Raw genomic sequence first — 20748 nt, forward strand, 5'->3', positions numbered from 1 at the left:
GCACGACCACGAGGAGGGCACGACATGGCTGACATCTTCGACGCAGAACTCGATCCCGGCAAGCTCGACGTCATCGCCGGCTGGCTGCCGAGGCAGGACTGGGCGAGCGGCGTCGACCTCGAGACGGCTCCCCTCGAGCCGGTCACGGCCTACCGCTTCGACGATCCCGCCGGCGAGGTGGGCGTCGAGGTCCACCTCGTGCGCACCGGGGACCGCGTCTTCCAGGTGCCCCTGACCTACCGCGGCGAACCCTTCGACTCCGCCGAGGATGCCTTCATGTCCGAGATGAACCACTCGGTCCTCGGGCGCCGGTGGGTCTACGACGGCCTCGCCGACCCGGTCTTCATCGACCAGCTCGTCCGCACGATCTCCGAATCGGGGAGGTCGGCCAAGCAGTACCTCGTCGACGAATCCGGGACGAAGATCGACGAGATCACCGAGGTGGCCGTCGCCGTCGGCACCGGCCCCGTCGTGGGCGCGACCTCGTTCGCCGTCGAACGCGAACTCGACGTCGACTCGCCCGCCCAACCCGACCCCGGGCTGCTGCTCGGGACCTGGCCGGGCCAGGACGATCCGGTCCTGCTGGCGAGACTGGTCTGAGCCGATTCTGGTCTGAGCATCGCCGGGCGCAGTCCCGTCGACGGGATCGAGCCTCAGAGTTCGATGATCGTCATGCCCGTCTGTCGGTTCTCGCCGAGGGCTCGCAGCGCCTCGGGGGCGTCCTCGAGTCCGATGACGTTCGTCACGAGATCCTGCGGTCGCAGGCTGCCCTGAACCACCAGCTCCAGCATCTCGGGATACTCCGCCGCCGCCATCCCATGTGAGCCGAGGAGACTGAGCTCGAGGGCGATCACCCGGGGCATGTCGAACACCGGCGGGGCAGCCAGCAGGCCGATCTGCACATGCCGGCCGAGAGGGGCCAATGAGGCGATCGCCGCCCGGATCGTGTCCTCGCGCCCGAGGGCGTCGACGGTCACGGCCACGCCTCCGGATGACCGCTCGACCACCTCGGCGGCAAGGTCCTGCCACTCGAGACCCTCGGCGTTGATCGTGTGGGCGGCGCCGTGGTCCCGGGCACGCTTGAGGGCGGCGTCGTTGACGTCGACGGCGATGATCTCGGCCCCGATGGCACGTGCGATCATGATCGTCGACAGTCCGACGCCGCCGCAGCCGAACACGGCGACGCTCTCACCGGGAGTGAGCTCCGCGCGGACTCTGAGCCCGTGGAAGGCGGTGGCGAAGCGGCAGCCGAGTCCCACGAGGTTCGCCGCGGGCAGGTCCTCGGGCACGGCGACGAGGTTGGCGTCGGCACTGTGGATGACCACCTGCTCCGCCCACGATCCGAAGTGGGTGAACCCGGGCTGCGTCTGCTCGGGGCACACCTGCGCATTGCCGCTGCGGCACCAGCGGCACGATCCGCAGCCGCAGACGAACGGGACGGTGACTCGTTGACCGACGGAGAACGTCGTCACCCCGGGGCCCACCGAGTCGATCCAGCCGACGAGTTCGTGGCCGGGCACATGGGGCAGGCTCACCGTCGAGTCATGACCGAGCCAGGCGTGGTGGTCGCTGCGGCAGACGCCGGTGGCTTCGACGCGGATGACCACCCCGTCCTCCGGAGCGGTCGGCGGATCGATGTCCTTGAGTCGGGGTAGTGTCGAGAACTCCTCGATGACGACGGCACGCATAGGGACATCCTAGGCGTGCGCCGAAGTCGGAGACCACCGGGAGCCGGGGGAGTGACGGCCGCTACGCGGGGTCGACTCCGACGGTCGCCAACGCCTCGAGCAGGCGCCCGCGCAGCGCCTGGGCACGGGCCGAGAAGGCCTTCTGCCGCTCCATGTACTCGGCCTTGCCGGCCGCCGTCTCGATCGCGACGACGCCGTAGCCCCAGGACCTCAGGTCATAGGGGGATGCCTCCATGTCGAGGATCCTGATGTCCAGCGCCAGGTCGAAGCAGTCGATGACGAGGTCGGAGGGGGCGATGGGTCCGATCTTCATCGCCCACTTGTAGAGGTCCATGCCCGCATGGAGGCAGCCCGGCTGCTCATTGGCGACCATGCCGGCGCGGGTGGGCTGCAAGGTGTTGAGCGGGCGCGCGGGTTCGGTGAAGAACCGGAACGCATCATGGTGCGAGCACTGGATCCGGTGCCCCTCGACGACGGCATCGGTCTCGGCCGGACTCAGCCGCAGCGGCACCTGGCTGTGCCGGCGCTGCTCCTCGGTGAGCCGATAGACCATCGCCCATTCGTGGATGCCGAAGCAGCCGAAGTTCGCCTCCCTGCTCAGGGTCGACCGCAGGAGTGAGGCGATGAACCGCGCCCCGTCACCGCGGTCGGCGCGCCAGGACTCGACATCCACCTCGGCGACGGTCCGGGACTCATCGATCGAGTACCAGCGGCGGTCGAAGCACTCGACGTCGTCGGCCGACTCCAGTTCGAGCCGAACCCCGGGCCCGGGATTCCACTTCGCCAGCTGACCGACCTTGAACGGGTAGTAGGTGAACAGGAAGTCCTCGACCGGGTGCTTCTCCCCGCGCAGCCTCCGCGCCAGGTGGGCGTCGGTGCGCTCGGCGACGCCCGCGGCGTGCGCGTCGCGCAGGGCACGCCACGCGGGGGCCGAGAGCCTGGTGCAGCTGAGGGTGGAGGTCACCGGTCCATTCTCCCAGATCGCTTCGTGCCCCGTTGTGCGGGCGCATTCAGCGGATCCTCGGGCCAGGGGTGCTTGGGGTAGCGGCCGCGGTTCTCGGCGCGCACGTGCGGGTAGGCGTTCTCCCAGAACGAGGCGAGGTCGCTGGTCACCGCCAACGGCCGGCGGGCGGGGGAGAGCAGATGGAGGACGACGGGGACCCGGCCCTCGCACACGCTCGGCGCGGTCGTCCACCCGAAGCACTCCTGGAGCTTGACGGCGAGCACGGGCCCTGGAACCGCCGAGGCGACTCGGTCGTCACTGTCGCCGCCGTCGCGCCGTTCGCCGCCGTCGCGTCGTTCGCCGATCTCGTCGGGATCCGGGTAGTCGAGGCGGATCCGTGACCCGCTCGGGACGGGGATCGTCTCCGGCACCAGCTCGTCGAGCCGTGGGGCCGCGGGCCATGGCAGCAGGGCCCGCAGCGCGGAGACGAGGTCGACCGATCCCGGGTCCGCGCCGCTCGCGATCCGATCGAGGACCGCCGGGGCCCAGTCGGTCAGTGTCCGCGACAGGTGCGACCAGCGGACATCCGGCCAGGGATCGCCGTACACCGCACGGAGGAAGCCGATCCGCCGCCGCAGCCCTTCGAAGTCCGGGCTCGGGCGCAGCAGTGCGCGCGCCCCGAGCTCGCGCACCGACTCCGCGATCGCCCTGCGCGCGAGTTCGGTGCTCGCACGGACCGGGGTGGCGGAGAGTTCGATGGCGCCGAGGCGGTGACGGCGCACCGCACGCACACGTCCTTGCTCGACGGTGGCGTCCTCGGTCGTCGTCAGCAGCCCGGCGGCGGCGAGTTCGGCGGTGTCCTGATCGATCGGTGCCGCGGCGCGGATCACCGCGCGCTCACCGGCGAGGCCGACCTCCGAGACCGCCAGCCAGTCACTCGACGCGAGCGAGGAGTTGCGGGGCAGACTCGCGGCCGTGCCCGAAGCGAGCAGGTATTCCGCGTCCGAGGCGCTGCGCCGTCTCGCGATCAGCTGCGGGAAGGAGAGGGCGACGATGAGACCGAGATCGTCCCCGGACAGAGAGGGCGCGCCTCCACCGCCCCCGGAATCTGCCGAGGCGGCGCCTCTCGGCACAGCGGGAGTCGCCGTCGATGCGACAGCCTCGGTGGCCAACCGTGCGAACCGCGCCACCTCCTGACGGAAGCGGGGGTCGCCCGTCCGGCGGCCTGATTCGCCTCCGGAACGGCTGCTTCCCGAACCGCTGCCCGCGCCGCGCAGCTCTCTGAGCTTCGCGACCAGGTCGGCGCCGGGGGCGCGCAGGTCCGACTCGATCGTGGCGACCGCCTCGGCGGCCTGGGCTGCCGAGAGCATCGCGGCCCCGTCGAGCAGCCCGCGTGCCGACCAGGGGGAGGCGGGAATCCGCGCGATCCGTCGACCGAGATCGGTGACACGGTACCTGGCGGTCGCGGTGTCGGACGATGCGCCGTCGCCGCGGGCGATGTCCGCCCGGTCTCCGATCGGTTCGAGGGCACCCAGCGCCACGAGGTTGTCCTCGGCCAGCTTCCGCGGGCCGGTCGGCAGCGGATCCGGGAGCAGACTGGCATCGCCGCCCCAGACCGCGAGGTCGAGGACCGCCGAGGTGAGATCCGAGGTGAGCACCTCGGGCGGGGAGTGCTCGGGCAGCGACGCCCAGTCCGCCTCGGACAGGCAGCGATAGACCACCCCAGGTCCCAGGCGGGCGGCACGACCGGCTCTCTGCGTGCCGGAGGCCTTTGATTCACGGGTCGTGACCAGGCCGGACATTCCGCGCCTGGTGTCGAGGCGCGGGCCGCGGGCCAGACCGGAGTCGACGACGATCCGGACTCCCGGCACCGTCAGCGCGGACTCGGCGACGGATGTCGAGACGATCACCCGCCGGACTCCGTCACCCGGGTGCGGGCGCAGGAGCGCGTCCTGCTCCCGCGCCGGGGTCCGCCCCGTCAGGGTATGGACCTCGATGCGGGCAGCGCGGCAGTGGGACCTTCCGCCGTCCGCCGTGCCGGGTCGCGGATCCTCCAGTGGCAGTCGGGCGGAGATCCGTGCGGCGGTCTCCTCGACCTCCCGCAGTCCCGGTGCGAAGACGAGCACATCGCCGTCCCGGTGCTCGGCGAGAGCCGTGAGGGTCGTCCGGGCCACGTGGTCGAGGAAGTCCCTCGTCACCCCGCGCGCGTCGAGCGGTCTCTGCGGCGACGGCTCCCACCGGACCTCGAGCGGATGGATCGCCGCCTCGACCCTAAGATGCGCAGCACCGAGGCGTGCGGCCCAGTCGCGGGCGTCGAACGTCGCCGACATCACCACGAGACCGAGGTCGTCGCGCAGGTCGATGAGCTCCCGGCACATCGCGAACGCGAGGTCGGTGTCGAGGTGGCGCTCGTGCACCTCGTCGAGGACGACCGCCGCGACGCCGTCGAGCTCGGGATCGCCGAGCAGCCGGCGCACGAGCACACCGGTGGTGACGAATTCGATGAGCGTGCGCGCCGAGGTCATCGACTCGCCCCGGACGGTGAAGCCGATGTCCTCGCCGAGGCGGGTCCCCGTCAGCTGCGCGAGTCGCCTCGCCGCGGCGCGGGCGGCCATCCGGCGCGGCTGGGTGACGATGATGCGGCCCGACCGTCCGGGGGAGCCGGCACGAGCCCCACCTGCTGTGATGAGCTCGGCGATGAGCGGCGGCACCAGGGTCGTCTTGCCGGTGCCGGGCGGAGCCTCGACGACGAGGCGGGGGACCGGTCCGAGGCCGGTCCGTGCGGCCTCGTCGATGAGCGCGGCCGCCGGCAGCCCTGCGGCGATGCTCCTCAGATCGAAGTGGTGCATGTTCCCCAGTGTCCCAGGCCAGGGCTCAGACCCCTGCCTCCTGTCGAGACGCGCGGGCCAGCCGGACGACGAGGTCGTCGGGAATCGGCTTGCGCGGGGAGAAGGTGATGCCGGTCTTGGTGGCCTTGAGGCCGGCGGCCGCGATCTCCTCGGCGAGGGCGGCGATGGCACCCGGGTGGAAGTACAGTCCGCACTGCCTGCTGAACGCCGCGTAGCCGGCGACGATCGTGCCCTCGATCCTGAAGCCGGGCATGTCGTAGGCGATGATCTCGTCCGCATCGGTCAGGGTGCGGGCGAGGACGATGCGCAGCCGGTGCAGCTCCGGCCGGAACGCCTCGGGAGCCGCGGCGATGTAGGCGTCGTGATCGGCTGCGGTCATGGTGGTCCCTCACTTCTCGTGGCCGGTCGGATCGTCGATCCCTCTCCCATGGTAGACGCGGAGGTCCGGCGGGACCGGCGAGTCGGCGGTGACTAGACTGGCCCCATGCGAATTGCCAGATTTGTGCACCAGGACGAACCCAAGTACGGAGTGGTCGAAGGCGAAGTCCCCGACATCGTTGATGGTCGGTGGGACACCTCGGGGCTCAGCCTCGCCGTCCTCGACTCGGACCCCTTCTTCTCTCCCGCCCAGTCGACGGGGGAGCGGCTGAAGTTCGACGACGTCCGCCTGCTCAGCCCGATCCTGCCGCGGTCCAAGGTCATCGGAGTGGGCCGCAACTTCGCCGATCACGCCGCCGAGCTCGGCAACGAGGTTCCCGTCAGCCCGCTGACGTTCTTCAAGCCCAACACCTCGGTGATCGGCCCCGGTGACCCGATCCGGCTGCCCGCGATCAGCGAGCGCGTCTCCTACGAGGCGGAGCTGGCCGTCATCATCGGGCGCGTGTCGAAGGGCGTCAAGGCCGAGAACGCGTATGACCATGTGCTCGGCTACACGGCGGGCAACGACGTGACCATGCGCGACATCCAGAAATCGGACAAGCAGTGGTCGCGGGCGAAGGGCTTCGACACCTCGTGCCCCCTCGGTCCGTGGATCGAGACGGAGCTCGAGGTCGACCACCTCGCCATCCGCTCGTGGGTCGACGGCGAGCTCAAACAGGACGGGAACACCGAGGACTTCATCTTCGACATCCCGACCCTCATCGAGCACCTGTCCGAGACCATCACCCTGCTGCCCGGTGACGTCATCCTCACCGGCACTCCCGCCGGTGTCGGCCGGATCGTCGCCGGCAACCGCGTCGACATCGCCATCGACGGCCTCGGTGTGCTCTCCAACCCCGTCATGGACGCCTGAGCCGGCGTCCGCACCACCCACCACTGATCCAGAAGGACAACTGTGAGCGTCAAAGTTCGTTTCTGCCCATCGCCCACCGGCACCCCGCACGTCGGCATGGTCCGCACCGCCCTGTTCAACTGGGCGTACGCGAAGCACACCGGCGGGACCTTCGTCTTCCGCATCGAGGACACCGACGCCGCCCGCGACTCCGAGGAGAGCTTCTCCCAGGTCGTCGAGGCGATGAAGTGGCTCGGCCTCGACTGGGACGAGGGCATCGAGGTGGGCGGGCCCGACGGACCCTACCGCCAGTCCCAGCGCGGCGACATCTACGCCGAGGTGATCGAGAAGCTCAAAGCCGGTGGGCACATCTACGAGTCGTACTCGAGCAACGAGGAGGTCGAGGCCCGGCACAGGGCCGCCGGCCGCGACCCCAAGCTCGGCTACGACGGGTACGACCGGGACCTCACGCCCGAGCAGATCGCCGCGTTCCGGGCCGAGGGACGCGAACCCGTGTGGCGGGTGCGGATGCCCGACGAGGACATCACGTTCACCGACCTCGTGCGCGGGGAGATCACCTTCCGCGCCGGCACGATCCCCGACTTCGTCGTCGTCCGTGCCAACGGTCAGCCGCTCTACACGCTGGTCAACCCCGTCGACGACGCGCTCATGGGCATCACCCATGTGCTGCGCGGCGAGGACCTGCTCTCCTCGACCCCGCGCCAGATCGTCCTCTACGAAGCGCTCAAGTCGATCGGCATCGCCGCGGCGACCCCCGAGTTCGGCCACCTGCCCTACGTCATGGGCGAGGGCAACAAGAAGCTGTCGAAGCGCGACCCCGAATCGAACCTGTTCCTCCACCGCGACAACGGGTTCATCCCCGAAGGATTCATCAATTACCTCGCCCTCCTCGGCTGGTCGATCGGACCCGACCGCGATGTGTTCTCCGTCGACGAGTTCGTCTCCGCCTTCGACATCCACGACGTGCTGCCCAACCCGGCCCGCTTCGACGTCAAGAAGGCCACGGCCATCAACGCCGACCACATCCGACTCCTCGATCCGACCGACTTCCGGGACCGTCTCGTGCCCCACCTCCAGGCCGCCGAGGTGCTTCCCGCAGAGCCGAGCGCCGAGCAGCTGACGATCCTCGACCAGGCCGCACCGCTCGTCCAGACCCGGATGAATCTGCTCGGGGAAGCCCCCGACCTCCTCGGATTCCTCTTCACCCCGGATGCCGAGCTCGTCATCGCCGAGGACGGGCTGAAGACGCTCAAGGACTCCGCCCCCGAGGTCCTCGATGCGTCTCTCGGCGTCCTCGAGGGACTCGAGGACTGGACGACCGAGAAGCTCCAGGAGGTCCTGCAGGCGAAGCTCGTCGACGAGATGGGGATCAAGCCGCGTCTGGCGTATGGCCCGCTGCGGGTGGCCGTCTCCGGCCGCCGGGTCTCGCCGCCGCTGTTCGAGTCGATGGAGATCCTCGGCAGGGAGTCGTCCCTGCACCGGCTGCGGGCGTTGAGGGATCGCCTGTGATCGCAGTCGATCGGTGGCAGCGCGGCGGCCTCCACTTCCGCGACGTCAGCCTCGACGTCCCGTTCGACCACTTCGGCGCCGGCGGGGAGGGGACGCTGACCGTGTTCGCCCGGATCATGGCCACCGAGGCGGAGAGCACGAAGCCCCTTCTCGTCTTCCTCCAGGGCGGACCGGGCTTCGAAGCCCCGCGCCCCACCACCCCGGTGAGTGCGAGCACCTGGCAGGCACGGGCGCTTGAGGACTTCCAAGTCGTGCTGCTCGACCAGCGGGGCACCGGCAGGTCGAGCCCGATCGGCTCCGTCGACGGCGCGATCACGGGACTTCTCGACCCCACGGCCGACCCGTCCGCGGTCGCCGATCAGCTCAGCCGCTACAGGGCCGACTCCATCGTCGAGGACGCGGAACTCCTGCGCGCCGAACTCGGCATCGAGAAGTGGTCGCTGCTGGGGCAGTCCTTCGGCGGATTCACGGCACTGCGCTATGTCTCCGCCCACTCGGAGTCGCTCGACGAGGTGTACTTCACCGGCGGGCTGCCCGCCCTCGGCGTCGATCCCGCCACCGTGTACGCGACCACCTGGGAGGGCATGAAGCGGAAGTCGGAGCAGCACTACCGCGCGTTCCCCGGCGACCGGGAGAGGATGGCCCGGCTGATCGACCTCGCCGAGTCCGAAGGCGGAATCGCCCTTCCCGGCGGCGCACGAGCGACGACCGAACGGCTGCGGCTGCTCGGGCACCACCTCGGCGCCTCCGACGGATCCGAGAAGCTCCACCACCTGCTCGACCTCGACCCCGCCTCGGCGGCCTTCCGGCACGACCTCGCGGCCGGCCTGCCCTTCTCCGGCCGCAATCCGCTCTACGCGGTCATCCACGAGTCCTGCTGGGCCGATGGCACGACCACCGAGTGGGCGGCCAGACGGGCGATGCCCGCCGACGTCCGCGCGGACCCGACCCTCCTGGCCGGCGAGCACGCGGGCCCGGAGTCGTTCGTCGAAGATCCGGAGCTCGCTCCCTTCGCGGACGTCGCCGAGGCGATCGCCCGGCGGCAGTGGCCGGCGCTCTACGATGTGGCCGCCCTCGAGGCCTCGCCGGTGCGCGGGGCGGCGGCCGTGTACTTCGAGGACGCCTACGTGCCGGTCGAGCATTCGCTGGCGACGGCGGAGCACCTCGGCGGGGTGAGGGCCTGGGTGACGAACGAGTACGAGCACAACGGGCTGCGCGCCGACGGGTACAGGGTGCTCGACCGGCTCATCGGGCTGGCCCGCGGCTGAGACCCGTGGGCGGGAGATCGCCCGCGGCCGAGGCCCAGATAGGGAGGCCGCCCGCGGTGGGCCGGGGTGACGGGCGCAGAGCCGGACCGAGAAGCCGTGGTGAGGCCCCCAACCGGGCAGTGTCGGAGGTCACATTGAAAACCGGCTTCTCGATTTGTCTCCCGGCGAAGGCGTTGTGTAGAGTTATATCTCGTTGCTGACGAGCGAATCCGCGAGGAAGAGCTTGTAACGCATTGGGGTATGGTGTAATTGGCAGCACGAGTGATTCTGGTTCACTTAGTCTAGGTTCAAGTCCTGGTACCCCAGCGGACAGCTTCGGAAGTTCGCTTCCGGGATTGTCTTCGGCCCCCGTCGTCTAGTGGCCTAGGACGCCGCCCTCTCAAGGCGGTAACGGCAGTTCGAATCTGCTCGGGGGTACGGTTGAGCCCCGCATCGTTGAATCGGTGCGGGGCTCACTCTAATTCACGACCCGATTGCTCTGGCAGTTCCCCTTCTTCGGGCATTTCCGCAGTGCGAGAACGGCACGGTCCTCTGCGAGAAGCTCGGTCCACTGCGATCGGCACCTGTCTCTTCACACAATGGCACGGTCCTCTCTGCAGGGCACTGTTCGCAAACAGTGCCCTGCAGAGAAGACCGTGCTGTGTTTCGAGGGAGGCGGCTCAGCGACTCACCGGCCGACCGAGTCGGCGATCCTCCTCGTGTGCTGCGCGGTCCTGACCGAGGAGACGACGAGCTCGAGGACGAGGCGGACGAAGATCACCCACAGCAGCGGAACGATCCAGCCGAGGAGGATGGCGAGGATCAGCGGCCAGGGATTGAATCCGGGCGCGTCGGTGTAGAAGTCGCCGGAATAGAAGGTCGTCGCGGCACTCGCGGCGAGTCCGACCATGATCGAACTGAGGATCGTGCCGATCCACGACAGGACGGCGATGACGATCGTGATGATGTAGATGATCCCCGCCCAGCGCACGGCGATGAAGTCATCGAAGCGGAAGTCGAACAGGGACTTGAAGAAGCCGGGGCGCTTGCCCTGACCGGGGTTCGCACCCTGTCCGCCGTATGGGTTCTGGCCCTGCTGGGCGACATATGGTCCGGGAGTGTCCGCGGCGTACGGGTGCGACGGGTACTGACCGGACTGGTACTGGGCCGCGTTCGCCGCCGAGTACGGATCCGATTGGTGCTGCCCCTGGGGCTGACCCGGCTGGTACTGGCCCGGCTGGGGGTGGACAGACTGGTGCTGCCCCTGGGCCTGGCTGGACTGACCGCTCGCCGAACCGTAGAGATCATCGCCGAGGTGGCTCGACGAGTTCGATTCGGACTGGCTGGGCCGAGGGTCGCCGGCCTGCGAACCGCGGGATCGGTCTGCTGTGCCGTTCGGATCCTGGGGAGTGGACATGGAATCCTCCTTCGATCGAGGTGAGTCCGGACACCTGCAACCTATCAGGAGGCCCTGTCGTGTCAACGGAGTCTGCGCACCTCTGCCGTACCCCGACCCGGCCGGCCTGGGCCCGGGCGACCCGGGCCTGGGCGTTCCGGCGTCCCTCGAAGCTCGGCCCCGATCCGACCACCCACGGACCAGGCGTCCAGGCCCGACTACCCCCGGACCAGCGCCTCGGTCAGCGTCCGGGCGGCCTCGACGACGGACTTCGCGTGGAGCCGGCCGGGCTGGCGGGTGAGACGGTCGACGGGGCCGGAGATCGACACGGCGGCGACGACCCGATTGCTCGGACCGCGGACGGGAGCCGAGACGGAGGCGACTCCGCGCTCGCGCTCGGCGATCGACTGCGCCCAGCCCCGGCGCCTGACGCCGGAGAGCATCGTCGCGGAGAACCGGGCTCCGCGCAGTCCGGTGTGGAGTCGGTCGGGCTCCTCCCAGGCCAGGAGCACCTGGGCGGCGGATCCGGCGCGCATGCTCAGGGTCGCCCCGATCGGCACGGAGTCGCGCAGTCCCACGGGGCGCTCGGCCGCCGCGACGCACAGGCGCAGGTCGCCCTGGCGGCGGAAGAGCTGCGCGGACTCACCGGTCTGATCGCGCAGCTGGGCCAGCACGGGGCCGGCCGCGGCGAGCAGCCGGTCCTCACCGGCGGCCGAGGACAGCTCGGCCAGCCGCGGGCCGAGCACGAAGCGCCCCTGGAGGTCGCGGCCGACGATGCGGTGGAATTCGAGGGCAACGGCGAGGCGATGCGCGGTGGGGCGAGCCAGTCCGGTCAATGAGACGAGCTCTGCGAGAGAGGCGGGTCCGGCCTCGAGGGCGGAGAGAACCATTGCGGCCTTGTCGATGACCCCGACGCCGCTACCATTGCTTGTCATAGACACCATTGTGCGCGTCTCAGTGGGCGAGATGCAAGTTCGCATTGCGATACGGGCGAGTAGATTCCTCTTACGGCCACCACGGGTGTGCCGGAAAATGTTGCTGAGGGCCGAACAACGGCGCTCGAGGAAGGACAGCAGGTGCGGGAAACGTCTGCACCGGCGGGAGGAATCATGTCACGCACTTTGGCCGAGAAGGTCTGGGCCGATCACGTCGTCTCTCAGGGCGAGGACGGTGCGCCGGATCTCATCTACATCGATCTCCACCTCGTCCACGAGGTGACGAGCCCGCAGGCCTTCGACGGACTCCGTCACGCCGGGCGCCCCGTGCGCCGCCCCGACCTGACGATCGCCACCGAGGACCACAACACCCCGACCTGGGACATCGACAAGCCGATCGCCGAACCGACCTCGCGCACGCAGATCGACACCCTGCGGAAGAACGCGGAGGAGTTCGGCATCCGCCTGCACAGCCTCGGCGACGCCGAGCAGGGGATCGTCCACGTCGTCGGCCCGCAGCTGGGCCTGACCCAGCCCGGCACGACCGTGGTCTGCGGCGACTCCCACACCTCGACCCACGGCGCCTTCGGGGCGCTGGCCTTCGGCATCGGCACCTCCGAGGTAGAGCACGTGCTCGCCACCCAGACGCTCAGCCTCAAGCCCTTCAAGACGATGTCGATCACCGTCGACGGCGAACTGCCCGAGGGCTCGAGCGCGAAGGACATCATCCTCGCCATCATCGCGAAGATCGGCACCGGCGGCGGACAGGGCTATGTCCTCGAATACCGCGGCTCGGCCATCCGCGCGCTGTCGATGGAGGCGCGGATGACGATCTGCAACATGTCGATCGAGGCCGGTGCGCGCGCCGGCATGGTCGCCCCCGACGAGACCACCTTCGAGTACGTCAAGGGCCGCCCCCACGCCCCCCAGGGCGAGGACTGGGACGCCGCCGTCGAGTACTGGAAGACCCTCTACACCGACGAGGACGCGGTCTTCGACGCCGAGGTGGTGCTCAAGGCCGAGGACATCGAGCCGTTCGTGACCTGGGGGACCAACCCCGGCCAAGGCCTGCCGCTGTCGGCCTCCGTGCCCGACCCCGACGACTTCGCCGACGAGAACGACAAGGTCGCCGCCCGCAACGCCCTGGCCTACATGGGACTGACCCCGGGCACCCCGCTGCGCGAGATCGCCGTCGACACCGTGTTCCTCGGCTCGTGCACGAACTCGCGGATCGAGGACCTCCGGGCCGCCGCCGAGGTGGTCCGGGGCCGGAAGAAGGCCGAGGGTGTGCGCTTCATGGTCGTCCCCGGCTCCGCCAAGGTCCGCCTGCAGGCCGAGGCCGAGGGCCTCGACCGGATCTTCAAGGACTTCGGCGGGGAATGGCGCTTCGCCGGCTGCTCGATGTGCCTGGGCATGAATCCGGACCAGCTGGCCGAGGGGGAGCGCTGCGCCTCGACCTCCAACCGCAACTTCGAGGGCCGCCAGGGCAAGGGCGGGCGGACCCACCTCGTGTCCCCACTGGTGGCCGCGGCCACCGCCGTCAGGGGGACGCTGTCCTCCCCGGCCGACGTCGCCGACGTGCCGCGCGACGCCGAGCCCGTGAAGTGGGACCCCAGCCAGGGGCTGACCCTGACCACGTCGAACGCCTGAGCCACGCCCGAGGAGACCTGACAACCATGGAAGCTTTCACCACTCACACCGGCATCGGCGTGCCCCTGCGCCGCTCGAACGTCGACACCGACCAGATCATCCCCGCGAAGTTCCTCAAGCGGGTCACCCGCACCGGGTTCGAGGACGCGCTGTTCTACCGCTGGCGCACCGCCGAGGACTTCGTCCTCAACGATCCGGACTTCGCGGCCGGCTCCGTGCTCGTGGCCGGTCCGGACTTCGGCACGGGCTCGTCGCGTGAGCATGCCGTCTGGGCGCTCAAGGACTACGGCTTCAGGGTCGTGCTGTCGTCGCGCTTCGGCGACATCTTCCGCGGCAACGCCGGCAAGGAGGGACTGCTCGCCGCCCAGCTCAAGCAGGACGACATCGAGCTCATCTGGAAGATCCTCGAGAACCATCCCGGGACGTCGATCACGGTCGATCTGGGTGAGAAAACCGTCACGTGCGACACGGTCACCGTGTCGTTCCAGATCGACGACTACACGCGCTGGCGCCTGCTCGAGGGCTACGACGACATCAGCCTGACCCTGGCGAAAGAGGAGCTCATCGCCGATTTCGAGGCGAAGCGGCCGGGCTTCAAGCCCCGCACCCTGCCCGCCCGGACCTGATCCGGGGACCCCGGTGAGGAGGGCTCGGCGCTGAGGAGGGCGCAGCGGCACCTGCGCTAGTCTTGGACGAGTTCGCAATCGTCGGCGGCGACCAGGTCGTCGCAGACGTCCGCGCTCGTCAGCGGTGAGTGCGCTGTCCAAGAGTGACGCAGGGAGAGATATGCTCGAAGTTCGCGGCGGGAACCCGCTCGGTGGAACCGTCCAGGTCCGCGGTGCCAAGAACCTGGTGCCCAAGGCCATGGTCGCCTCCCTCCTGGGAGACACCCCCTCGGTGCTGCGCGGGGTGCCGAAGATCAGGGACGTGGAGATCGTCACCGGCCTGCTCGAACTTCACGGAGTGCGCGTCACGCCCGGACCCGACGGCGATCAGCCCGACGGTGAGCTCCACCTCGACCCCTACGACGTCGCCCAGGGATCGATCGTCGACATCGACGCCCACGCCGGTTCCTCGCGGATCCCGATCCTCTTCTGCGGTCCGCTGCTCCACCGGCTCGGCCAGGCCTTCATCCCCGACCTCGGCGGATGCCACATCGGCGACCGTCCGATCAACTTCCACCTCGACGTGCTGCGGAAGTTCGGCGCCGAGGTGGACAAGACCCCGGGCGGCATCATGCTCAAGGCCGAGAGCCGGCTGCAGGGCACGAAGGTCAAGCTGCCCTTCCCGTCCGTGGGCGCCACCGAGCAGGTCCTCCTCACCGCCGTCCGCGCCGACGGGGTGACCGAGCTGCGCAACGCGGCCATCGAACCCGAGATCATGGACCTCATCGCCCTGCTCCAGAAGATGGGCGCGATCATCACCGTCGACACCGACCGCGTCGTGCGCATCGAAGGCGTCGAGAGCCTCGGCGGATTCGTCCACCGGGCGCTGCCCGACCGCAACGAGACCGCCTCCTGGGCGTGCGCGGCGCTGGCCACCGGCGGCGACATCGTCGTCGAGGGCGCCTCGCAGCCCGAGCTCATCACCTTCCTCAACGTCTTCCGCAAGATCGGCGGCGAGTTCGACGTCTCGGAGACCGGCATCCGCTTCCGCCATCCCGGCGGGCGGCTCTCGTCCTTCGCCCTGGAGACCGACGTCCACCCGGGCTTCATGACCGACTGGCAGCAGCCCCTCGTCGTCGCGATGACCCAGGCCGAAGGGCTGTCGATCATCCACGAGACCGTCTACGAGAACCGCTTCGGGTTCACCGACGCGCTCGTCGAGATGGGGGCGAAGATCCAGCTCTACCGCGAATGCCTCGGCGGCACCCCCTGCCGATTCGGGCGGCGCAACTACAAGCACTCGGCCGTGGTCTCCGGCCCCACCGAGTTGCACGGCGCCCGCATCGACGTCCCCGACCTCCGCGGCGGCTTCAGCCACCTCATCGCCGCACTGGCCGCTCGCGGGACCTCCGAGGTGCACGGGATCGAGCTCATCAACCGCGGATACGAGAACTTCCTCGACAAGCTCCTGGCCCTGGGGGCCGAGGTCGCGGCATGAGCGGCGACGCACTCGTCTCCTTCGACCCGGCCGCGGTGCGCTCCCAGCGCCGCGTCGCCTTCGCCGTCGCGACGACCGCCTACGGCGCCTTCCGGCTGACGTCGAAGATCAGGGTGGAGAACCCGGAGAACCTGCCGCAGCGCACCGGCGCGATCGTCGCGGCGTACCACTCCAACCACCTCGACCCGATCCTCGTCGGGCTCGCCGTGTGGCGCAACGGGCGGCTGCCGCACTTCCTCGCGAAGTCGAGCCTGTTCAGCGGTGCGCTCGGCGCGGTGCTCAAAGGACTCGGGCAGATCCCGGTGCTGCGCGCCTCGGCGCAGGCGGGGGACTCGCTCGAGTACGCCAAGGAGGCCCTGCGGCGCGGGGAGGTCGTCGTCATCTACCCCGAGGGAACGCTGACGAAGGACGAGGAGTTCTGGCCCCAGCACTTCAAGACCGGCACCGCCCGGCTCGCCCTCGAGACCGCCGCCCCGATCATCCCCGTCGCCCACTGGGGCCTCGAGGAGGTCAAACCGCGGGGACGGATGGTGCCGCGGCCCAGGCCGTTGCGCCACACCTCGGTGGTCCGGTTCGGCGAGCCGATCGAGTACCACGACCTGTGGCAGTCCCGTGAGGACAACCGGTCGAAGACGATCCTCACCCGCCGACTGACGAACACGATCGCGGCCATGGTCGCCGACCTCTCCGGCCGCCCGCTCCCACAGAGATTCATGACCGAGGAGGTAGGCGAGTGAGCATGCCGAGGACCGCAGTGCTGGGTGCGGGATCATGGGGCACGACGTACGCCGCCGTCATCGCCGATGCCGGGTTCCCGGTCACCCTCTGGGCCCGGCGCGACGACGTCGCCGAGGAGATCAACACGTCCCGCACCAACTCCCGCTACCTGGGGCGGCGTCGACTGCCGGAGCTGCTCACCGCCACCAGCGACGACATCGCCGCCGTCACCGACGCCGAGGTGATCATCCTCGCCGTTCCCGCCCAGACCCTGCGCGCGAACCTCGGCCGGTGGAAGCCGCACCTGCGTCCCGGCGTCCGCCTCGTCAGCCTGATGAAGGGCATCGAGGTCGAGACCGGCAGGCGCATGTCCGAGCTCATCGCCGAGGTCGCGGAGGTCGACTCCTCGCGGATCGCCGTCGTCTCCGGACCCAACCTCGCCCGCGAGATCGCCGACCGCCAGCCCACGGCCACCGTCGTCGCCTCGGAGAGCATCGAGACCGCCGAGGTGGTCGCCGAGCTGTCCGCGAACTCCTACTTCCGTCCCTACACGAACACCGACGTCGTCGGCGTCGAGATGGGCGGGGCCGTGAAGAACGTCATCGCCCTGGCCGTGGGGATCGCCGACGGGCAGAGCCTCGGCGACAACTCGAAGGCCTCGATCATCACCCGCGGACTCGCCGAGACCTCACGGCTGGCCGTGGCGATGGGCGCCGAGGCGCACACGCTCTCAGGGCTCGCCGGGCTCGGCGACCTCGTCGCCACCTGCGCCTCGCCGCTGTCGCGCAATCGCACCTTCGGCCGTCACCTCGGCGAGGGGATGAGCCTCGAGGACGTCATCGCGCACACCTCGCAGACGGCGGAAGGCGTGAAGTCGGCCCCCGCCGTCCTCGCACTGGGGAGGAAGCACGGCGTCGACCTGCCGATCACCGAATCCGTCTGCGCCGTCCTCGCCGGTCGGCTCAGGGTTGACGAACTCGCGGCTTTGCTGTTGTCTCGGAAGCGTAAGCACGAAGGACCCACCGCCTGAAGGAGACACCCATGAGCGCCAACTCACCGTTCTTCAACCTCCCGGAACTTCCCACCTTCACCCTCACGAGCACCGACGTCTCCGACGGTGAGGTCCTGCCGGCGGCGCAGCTCTCGGGCATCATGGGAGTCCCCGGCGGTGAGGACAGGTCGCCGCAGCTGTCCTGGTCCGGCTTCCCCGCGGAGACCCAGGCCTTCGCGGTGACCTGCTACGATCCGGATGCTCCCACGGGATCGGGATTCTGGCACTGGGTCGTCACCGACCTCGACGCCTCCACCACGTCGCTGCCCACGGACGCGGGCAACCCCGCGGCCGACCTGCTCCCCGCGGGCACCGTGACCCTGCGCAACGACGCCGGAGAACCGCGCTTCATCGGCGCCGCTCCGCCTGCCGGACACGGACCGCACCGCTACTTCTTCATCGTCACCGCCCTGTCCGAGAAGCTCGGCCTCGACGAGTCCGCCTCTCCCGCCTACGCCGGATTCACCATGTTCTTCAAGGGCATCGGGCGGGCGTGGCTGGAGTGCACCTACGAGGCCTCCTGAGCTAGAGTTTTCGAGTCCGCGCACTCGAGCCCGGACCCGCAGTCGACCAAGGACAGATATGCCAGACACCGATCCCCGGCCACTCGTCGCAGTTCTCTTCGGGGGACGATCCAGCGAACACTCCGTCAGCTGCGTCACCGCCGCCGGCGTGATCGGTGCGATCGACGAGAGCGCCTACCGGGTGCTGCCCATCGGGATCACGAGGACCGGAGTCTGGCGCATCGTCGACGACTGGGCGGACATGCGCTTCGACCCGGCGAACATGCCCGAGGTGACCGAGAACGGCACCGAGGTGATCCCGCACGTCTCGGCCACCGGAGCCCCGCTGCTCCAGCGCGACGGATCCGGGACCGTGACCGAGCTCGATCCCGTCGACGTGTTCTTCCCGCTGCTGCACGGGCAGTTCGGTGAGGACGGGACGATCCAGGGCCTGTTCGAGCTCAGCGGCACCGCGTTCGTCGGCTCCGGCGTGTTCGCCTCGGCGGCGAGCATGGACAAGCACTACACGAAATCGCTCCTGGCCCAGGCCGGCGTCCCCACCTGCCCGTGGGAGCTCGTCACCGCGGCGATGTGGGACGCGAACCGCGGCGACGCCGAGGAGCGGGTCGCGGGCCTGGGGTTCCCCGTCTTCGTCAAGCCCGCCCGGGCCGGCTCGTCGATGGGGGTCAGCCGGGTCGAGTCGGCCGCCGGCCTCGAGGCGGCGCTGCGGTCCGCGTTCGAGCACGACACGAAGGTCATCGTCGAACCCCAGGTGATCGGCCGGGAGATCGAATGCGCCGTGCTCGGGTCGCTCCACGACGCCGAGGTGCGCACCTCGCTGCCGGGGGAGATCGAGGTTTCCGGCGATCACGACTTCTACGACTTCGAGGCGAAGTACCTCGACCTCGCCGACGCCGAGCTGACATGCCCCGCCCGCATCGACGAGGCGACGACCGCACGCATCCGCGAGCTCTCCGCCCAGGTGTTCCAGCTCTTCGACTGCACGGGGCTGTCCCGGGTCGACACCTTCGTCACCGGGGAAGGCGAGGTGCTCATCAACGAGATCAACACCCTGCCCGGGTTCACCCCCACCTCGGCGTACCCCTTCATGTGGGCCCACTCGGGCCTCGACTACCCGCAGCTGATCAGCGAGCTCATCGCCATCGCCCAGCGCGACCACGCCCGCGGGCGCTGAGGCCGCGGGCAGGGCTCAGCCCTCGAGGTCCTCGGCACCGACGCATCTCGCCTCGGCGGGCATCCGCTCGAGCGCGGGGGACACGGAGGCGAGCACATCGGCACCCGGTCCGGCCTTGCGGTTGACGAGCACCTCGACGGCGGGGGTGCGGCCGTAGCTGGTGAACTGCCAGGTGTCGCCGTCCTCGGAGGGGCGCGAGATCCAGTCGACGTCGCCCACGCTCACGCAGGGATCGGTCGTCGGCCCGGGAGGCGTGACGCCGCAGCGCAGGACCGCGACGCTCGGATCCCCCCACGCCTTCGTCGCCTGCGAGGAGGTCTTGCGCTCCTTCTCCCCGGAGACCTCGTCGGGCAGACTGAGCATGATGTCCGCGCACAGCGGGTTCTGCGCATCCGGGGCCGGCTCGACGATGACCGTCGGCGCGCAGCCGGCGAGACCGGCGACCCCCGCGAGGATTCCCGCCATCAGCGCCCGGCGGCTCCCGGGACGCGCCGATCGGCTCCGGTTCGGGGAGGGCGCAGGGACACGGCGTGAAGTCATGGTTCTACCGTATCTCCCGGATAACCTTGGACCATGACCCGACTGTCCGAACTTGGCGAATCACACGTCCTCTCCCGCATCCTCGGCCACAACCGCGACGGGGCGCACGTGATCGTCGGACCGGGGGACGATGCGGCGGTCACCGCGCTGAGCGGGAACCTCGTGTCGACGGCCGACATGCTCGTCGAGAACGAGGACTTCACCCGCGACTGGCTCGACTGGCACCGGCTGGGCATCAAGGCGGCCGCCCAGAACCTCGCCGACGTCTGCGCGATGGGAGCCGTGCCCCACGGACTGCTCGTCTCCCTGGCCGTGCCGGATGACACGGACATCGCGGATCTCGAGGCCCTGTTCACCGGCATCCTCGCCGAGGCCTCCCGTGCCGGGTCCGAACTCGGCTGCGAGGTGCCGATCGTCGGGGGCGACCTGTCCTCGTCCGGGCTCATCGTCGTCGCGATCACCGCCCTGGGGACGGTCGGGCCCGGCGCGGCGCTCACCCGGTCCGGCGCCCGGCCGGGGGACGCGATCCATCTCGCGGGAACCGTCGGCCGCGCGGCCGCCGGGCTCGATCTGCTCTTCGCCCGGGACGAGCTCAGGGAACGCGCACTGAGCGAGATCACCGCGCCGGACCCCGCCTCGACCGTGCGCTCGCGGCTCACCGACACCGGTGAGCCGGAACTGGCCCGACTCATCGCCGCACAGCTGGCCGCGCAGCCCGACTATGCCGCGGTCCCGCGGATGGCAGGGCGCGCCTCGGCGATGATCGATGTCTCCGACGGACTGAGCACCGATCTGCGTCGCATCGCCGACGCCTCCGGGGTTCATGCGGCGCTCGAGAGCGCAGCCCTGGACGAACTCGTCGACGACCTCATGCCGGCAGTCCGGTTCCTCTTCGGCGACGGCACGGATGCCGAGGATCGCGCGGCACCCGGATCCGCGGCGGCACGGAGGGAATTCGCCCTCGAGTGGGTGCTCAACGGGGGAGAGGACCACGGGTTCGTGGCGACCGCCGCGCCGGACCTGCCGCCTCCGGTAGGCTGGCGGAGAATCGGAGAGGTGACGGCCGGCAGCGGACTCAGCCTCGACGGCGACGACCTGCCGACGAGCGGTTTCAGCCATTTCGGGAAGTGA

Annotated in this window: 19 protein-coding genes and 2 tRNA genes; 14 read left to right on the forward strand and 7 right to left on the reverse strand. The window is 69.8% G+C overall.

What is annotated here, in order from left to right; translation table 11 throughout:
* Positions 1 to 24: 24 nt before the first annotated feature.
* Entirely contained in the window at positions 25 to 600 is a 576-nt protein-coding gene (locus DFO65_RS01660) for a maltokinase N-terminal cap-like domain-containing protein (RefSeq protein WP_113902665.1), read from the forward strand.
* Positions 601 to 653: 53 nt separating this feature from the next.
* Here DFO65_RS01660 and DFO65_RS01665 read toward each other — a convergent pair whose 3' ends face one another.
* From DFO65_RS01665 to DFO65_RS01680, 4 genes are all read right to left on the reverse strand, one after another.
* Positions 654 to 1688 carry an alcohol dehydrogenase catalytic domain-containing protein gene (locus tag DFO65_RS01665; RefSeq protein WP_113902666.1) on the reverse strand — a complete coding sequence of 345 codons (1035 nt, stop codon included), beginning with the start codon at positions 1686 to 1688 and terminating at the stop codon, positions 654 to 656.
* A gap of 61 nt (positions 1689 to 1749) precedes the next feature.
* Positions 1750 to 2652, reverse strand: a complete 903-nt coding sequence (locus tag DFO65_RS01670; protein ID WP_113902667.1) for a 3-methyladenine DNA glycosylase — start codon at positions 2650 to 2652, stop codon at positions 1750 to 1752.
* Positions 2649 to 5480, reverse strand: coding sequence for an ATP-dependent helicase HrpB (gene hrpB, locus DFO65_RS01675; RefSeq protein WP_113902668.1), 2832 nt, complete (start codon positions 5478 to 5480; stop codon positions 2649 to 2651). Before hrpB ends, DFO65_RS01670 begins: the two co-directional genes overlap by 4 nt.
* Before the next feature lie 25 nt (positions 5481 to 5505).
* Positions 5506 to 5859 carry an iron chaperone gene (locus DFO65_RS01680; RefSeq protein ID WP_113902669.1) on the reverse strand — a complete coding sequence of 118 codons (354 nt, stop codon included), beginning with the start codon at positions 5857 to 5859 and terminating at the stop codon, positions 5506 to 5508.
* 105 nt (positions 5860 to 5964) lie between these two features.
* Between DFO65_RS01680 and DFO65_RS01685 the strand changes: the two genes are divergently transcribed.
* The 5 genes from DFO65_RS01685 (at position 5965) to DFO65_RS01705 (ending at position 9965) form a co-directional block, all read left to right on the forward strand.
* On the forward strand, positions 5965 to 6771 hold the full coding sequence (locus DFO65_RS01685) for a fumarylacetoacetate hydrolase family protein (RefSeq protein WP_113902670.1): 807 nt from the start codon (positions 5965 to 5967) through the stop codon (positions 6769 to 6771).
* Positions 6772 to 6813: 42 nt separating this feature from the next.
* Positions 6814 to 8280, forward strand: coding sequence for a glutamate--tRNA ligase (gene gltX, locus DFO65_RS01690; protein ID WP_113902671.1), 1467 nt, complete (start codon positions 6814 to 6816; stop codon positions 8278 to 8280).
* A complete protein-coding gene (locus DFO65_RS01695; RefSeq protein WP_245940416.1) occupies positions 8277 to 9548 on the forward strand; it encodes an alpha/beta fold hydrolase in 1272 nt (423 codons plus the stop codon). The genes gltX and DFO65_RS01695 overlap by 4 nt, the downstream gene beginning before the upstream one ends.
* A gap of 234 nt (positions 9549 to 9782) precedes the next feature.
* A tRNA-Gln gene (locus DFO65_RS01700) sits at positions 9783 to 9854 on the forward strand.
* 38 nt (positions 9855 to 9892) lie between these two features.
* Positions 9893 to 9965 (forward strand) — tRNA-Glu (locus tag DFO65_RS01705).
* A 250-nt stretch (positions 9966 to 10215) separates the two neighbouring features.
* On the opposite strand, the gene DFO65_RS01710 is transcribed toward DFO65_RS01705, so the two are convergent.
* Positions 10216 to 10944 (reverse strand): DUF4282 domain-containing protein, encoded by a 729-nt coding sequence (locus DFO65_RS01710; RefSeq protein ID WP_113902672.1) that lies wholly within the window; start codon positions 10942 to 10944, stop codon positions 10216 to 10218.
* A gap of 197 nt (positions 10945 to 11141) precedes the next feature.
* On the reverse strand, positions 11142 to 11858 hold the full coding sequence (locus DFO65_RS01715; RefSeq protein WP_113902673.1) for an IclR family transcriptional regulator: 717 nt from the start codon (positions 11856 to 11858) through the stop codon (positions 11142 to 11144).
* Between the two features lie 174 nt (positions 11859 to 12032).
* On the opposite strand from DFO65_RS01715, the gene leuC reads away from it, so the two are divergent.
* From leuC to DFO65_RS01750, 7 genes are all read left to right on the forward strand, one after another.
* Positions 12033 to 13508, forward strand: coding sequence for a 3-isopropylmalate dehydratase large subunit (leuC, locus tag DFO65_RS01720; protein ID WP_113902674.1), 1476 nt, complete (start codon positions 12033 to 12035; stop codon positions 13506 to 13508).
* A gap of 26 nt (positions 13509 to 13534) precedes the next feature.
* Positions 13535 to 14134 carry a 3-isopropylmalate dehydratase small subunit gene (gene leuD / locus DFO65_RS01725; RefSeq protein ID WP_113902675.1) on the forward strand — a complete coding sequence of 200 codons (600 nt, stop codon included), beginning with the start codon at positions 13535 to 13537 and terminating at the stop codon, positions 14132 to 14134.
* Positions 14135 to 14294: 160 nt separating this feature from the next.
* Positions 14295 to 15611, forward strand: a complete 1317-nt coding sequence (murA, locus tag DFO65_RS01730) for a UDP-N-acetylglucosamine 1-carboxyvinyltransferase (protein ID WP_113902676.1) — start codon at positions 14295 to 14297, stop codon at positions 15609 to 15611.
* Positions 15608 to 16348, forward strand: a complete 741-nt coding sequence (locus DFO65_RS01735; RefSeq protein WP_113902677.1) for a lysophospholipid acyltransferase family protein — start codon at positions 15608 to 15610, stop codon at positions 16346 to 16348. Before murA ends, DFO65_RS01735 begins: the two co-directional genes overlap by 4 nt.
* 2 nt (positions 16349 to 16350) lie before the next feature.
* Positions 16351 to 17358, forward strand: coding sequence for an NAD(P)H-dependent glycerol-3-phosphate dehydrogenase (locus DFO65_RS01740; protein WP_113902678.1), 1008 nt, complete (start codon positions 16351 to 16353; stop codon positions 17356 to 17358).
* Positions 17359 to 17369: 11 nt separating this feature from the next.
* Complete coding sequence (locus tag DFO65_RS01745) at positions 17370 to 17903, forward strand: YbhB/YbcL family Raf kinase inhibitor-like protein (protein WP_113902679.1); 534 nt, start codon at positions 17370 to 17372, stop codon at positions 17901 to 17903.
* Between the two features lie 58 nt (positions 17904 to 17961).
* Entirely contained in the window at positions 17962 to 19077 is a 1116-nt protein-coding gene (locus DFO65_RS01750) for a D-alanine--D-alanine ligase family protein (RefSeq protein WP_113902680.1), read from the forward strand.
* A 15-nt stretch (positions 19078 to 19092) separates the two neighbouring features.
* Here the strand turns inward: DFO65_RS01750 and DFO65_RS01755 are convergent, their stop codons facing one another.
* On the reverse strand, positions 19093 to 19617 hold the full coding sequence (locus tag DFO65_RS01755; protein ID WP_342766906.1) for a DUF3515 domain-containing protein: 525 nt from the start codon (positions 19615 to 19617) through the stop codon (positions 19093 to 19095).
* 33 nt (positions 19618 to 19650) lie between these two features.
* Between DFO65_RS01755 and DFO65_RS01760 the strand changes: the two genes are divergently transcribed.
* The gene (locus DFO65_RS01760; RefSeq protein ID WP_113902682.1) at positions 19651 to 20748 is read left to right on the forward strand and encodes a thiamine-phosphate kinase; all 1098 of its coding nucleotides are present in this window, start codon (positions 19651 to 19653) and stop codon (positions 20746 to 20748) included.

The organism is Brevibacterium sanguinis, assembly GCF_003315415.1.
Taxonomy (GTDB): domain Bacteria; phylum Actinomycetota; class Actinomycetes; order Actinomycetales; family Brevibacteriaceae; genus Brevibacterium; species Brevibacterium celere_A.

Bases quoted from the DNA above. Each gene is read 5' to 3' on its own strand.
- DFO65_RS01660 (WP_113902665.1), top strand. From the start codon at position 25: ATGGCTGACATCTTCGACGCAGAACTCGATCCCGGCAAGCTCGACGTC.
- leuC (WP_113902674.1), top strand. From the start codon at position 12,033: ATGTCACGCACTTTGGCCGAGAAGGTCTGGGCCGATCACGTCGTCTCT.
- DFO65_RS01715 (WP_113902673.1), bottom strand. From the start codon at position 11,858: ATGACAAGCAATGGTAGCGGCGTCGGGGTCATCGACAAGGCCGCAATG.
- DFO65_RS01740 (WP_113902678.1), top strand. From the start codon at position 16,351: ATGCCGAGGACCGCAGTGCTGGGTGCGGGATCATGGGGCACGACGTAC.
- DFO65_RS01735 (WP_113902677.1), top strand. From the start codon at position 15,608: ATGAGCGGCGACGCACTCGTCTCCTTCGACCCGGCCGCGGTGCGCTCC.
- DFO65_RS01760 (WP_113902682.1), top strand. From the start codon at position 19,651: ATGACCCGACTGTCCGAACTTGGCGAATCACACGTCCTCTCCCGCATC.
- hrpB (WP_113902668.1), bottom strand. From the start codon at position 5,480: ATGCACCACTTCGATCTGAGGAGCATCGCCGCAGGGCTGCCGGCGGCC.
- murA (WP_113902676.1), top strand. From the start codon at position 14,295: ATGCTCGAAGTTCGCGGCGGGAACCCGCTCGGTGGAACCGTCCAGGTC.
- DFO65_RS01665 (WP_113902666.1), bottom strand. From the start codon at position 1,688: ATGCGTGCCGTCGTCATCGAGGAGTTCTCGACACTACCCCGACTCAAG.
- DFO65_RS01710 (WP_113902672.1), bottom strand. From the start codon at position 10,944: ATGTCCACTCCCCAGGATCCGAACGGCACAGCAGACCGATCCCGCGGT.
- leuD (WP_113902675.1), top strand. From the start codon at position 13,535: ATGGAAGCTTTCACCACTCACACCGGCATCGGCGTGCCCCTGCGCCGC.
- DFO65_RS01745 (WP_113902679.1), top strand. From the start codon at position 17,370: ATGAGCGCCAACTCACCGTTCTTCAACCTCCCGGAACTTCCCACCTTC.
- DFO65_RS01680 (WP_113902669.1), bottom strand. From the start codon at position 5,859: ATGACCGCAGCCGATCACGACGCCTACATCGCCGCGGCTCCCGAGGCG.
- DFO65_RS01750 (WP_113902680.1), top strand. From the start codon at position 17,962: ATGCCAGACACCGATCCCCGGCCACTCGTCGCAGTTCTCTTCGGGGGA.
- DFO65_RS01685 (WP_113902670.1), top strand. From the start codon at position 5,965: ATGCGAATTGCCAGATTTGTGCACCAGGACGAACCCAAGTACGGAGTG.
- DFO65_RS01755 (WP_342766906.1), bottom strand. From the start codon at position 19,617: ATGACTTCACGCCGTGTCCCTGCGCCCTCCCCGAACCGGAGCCGATCG.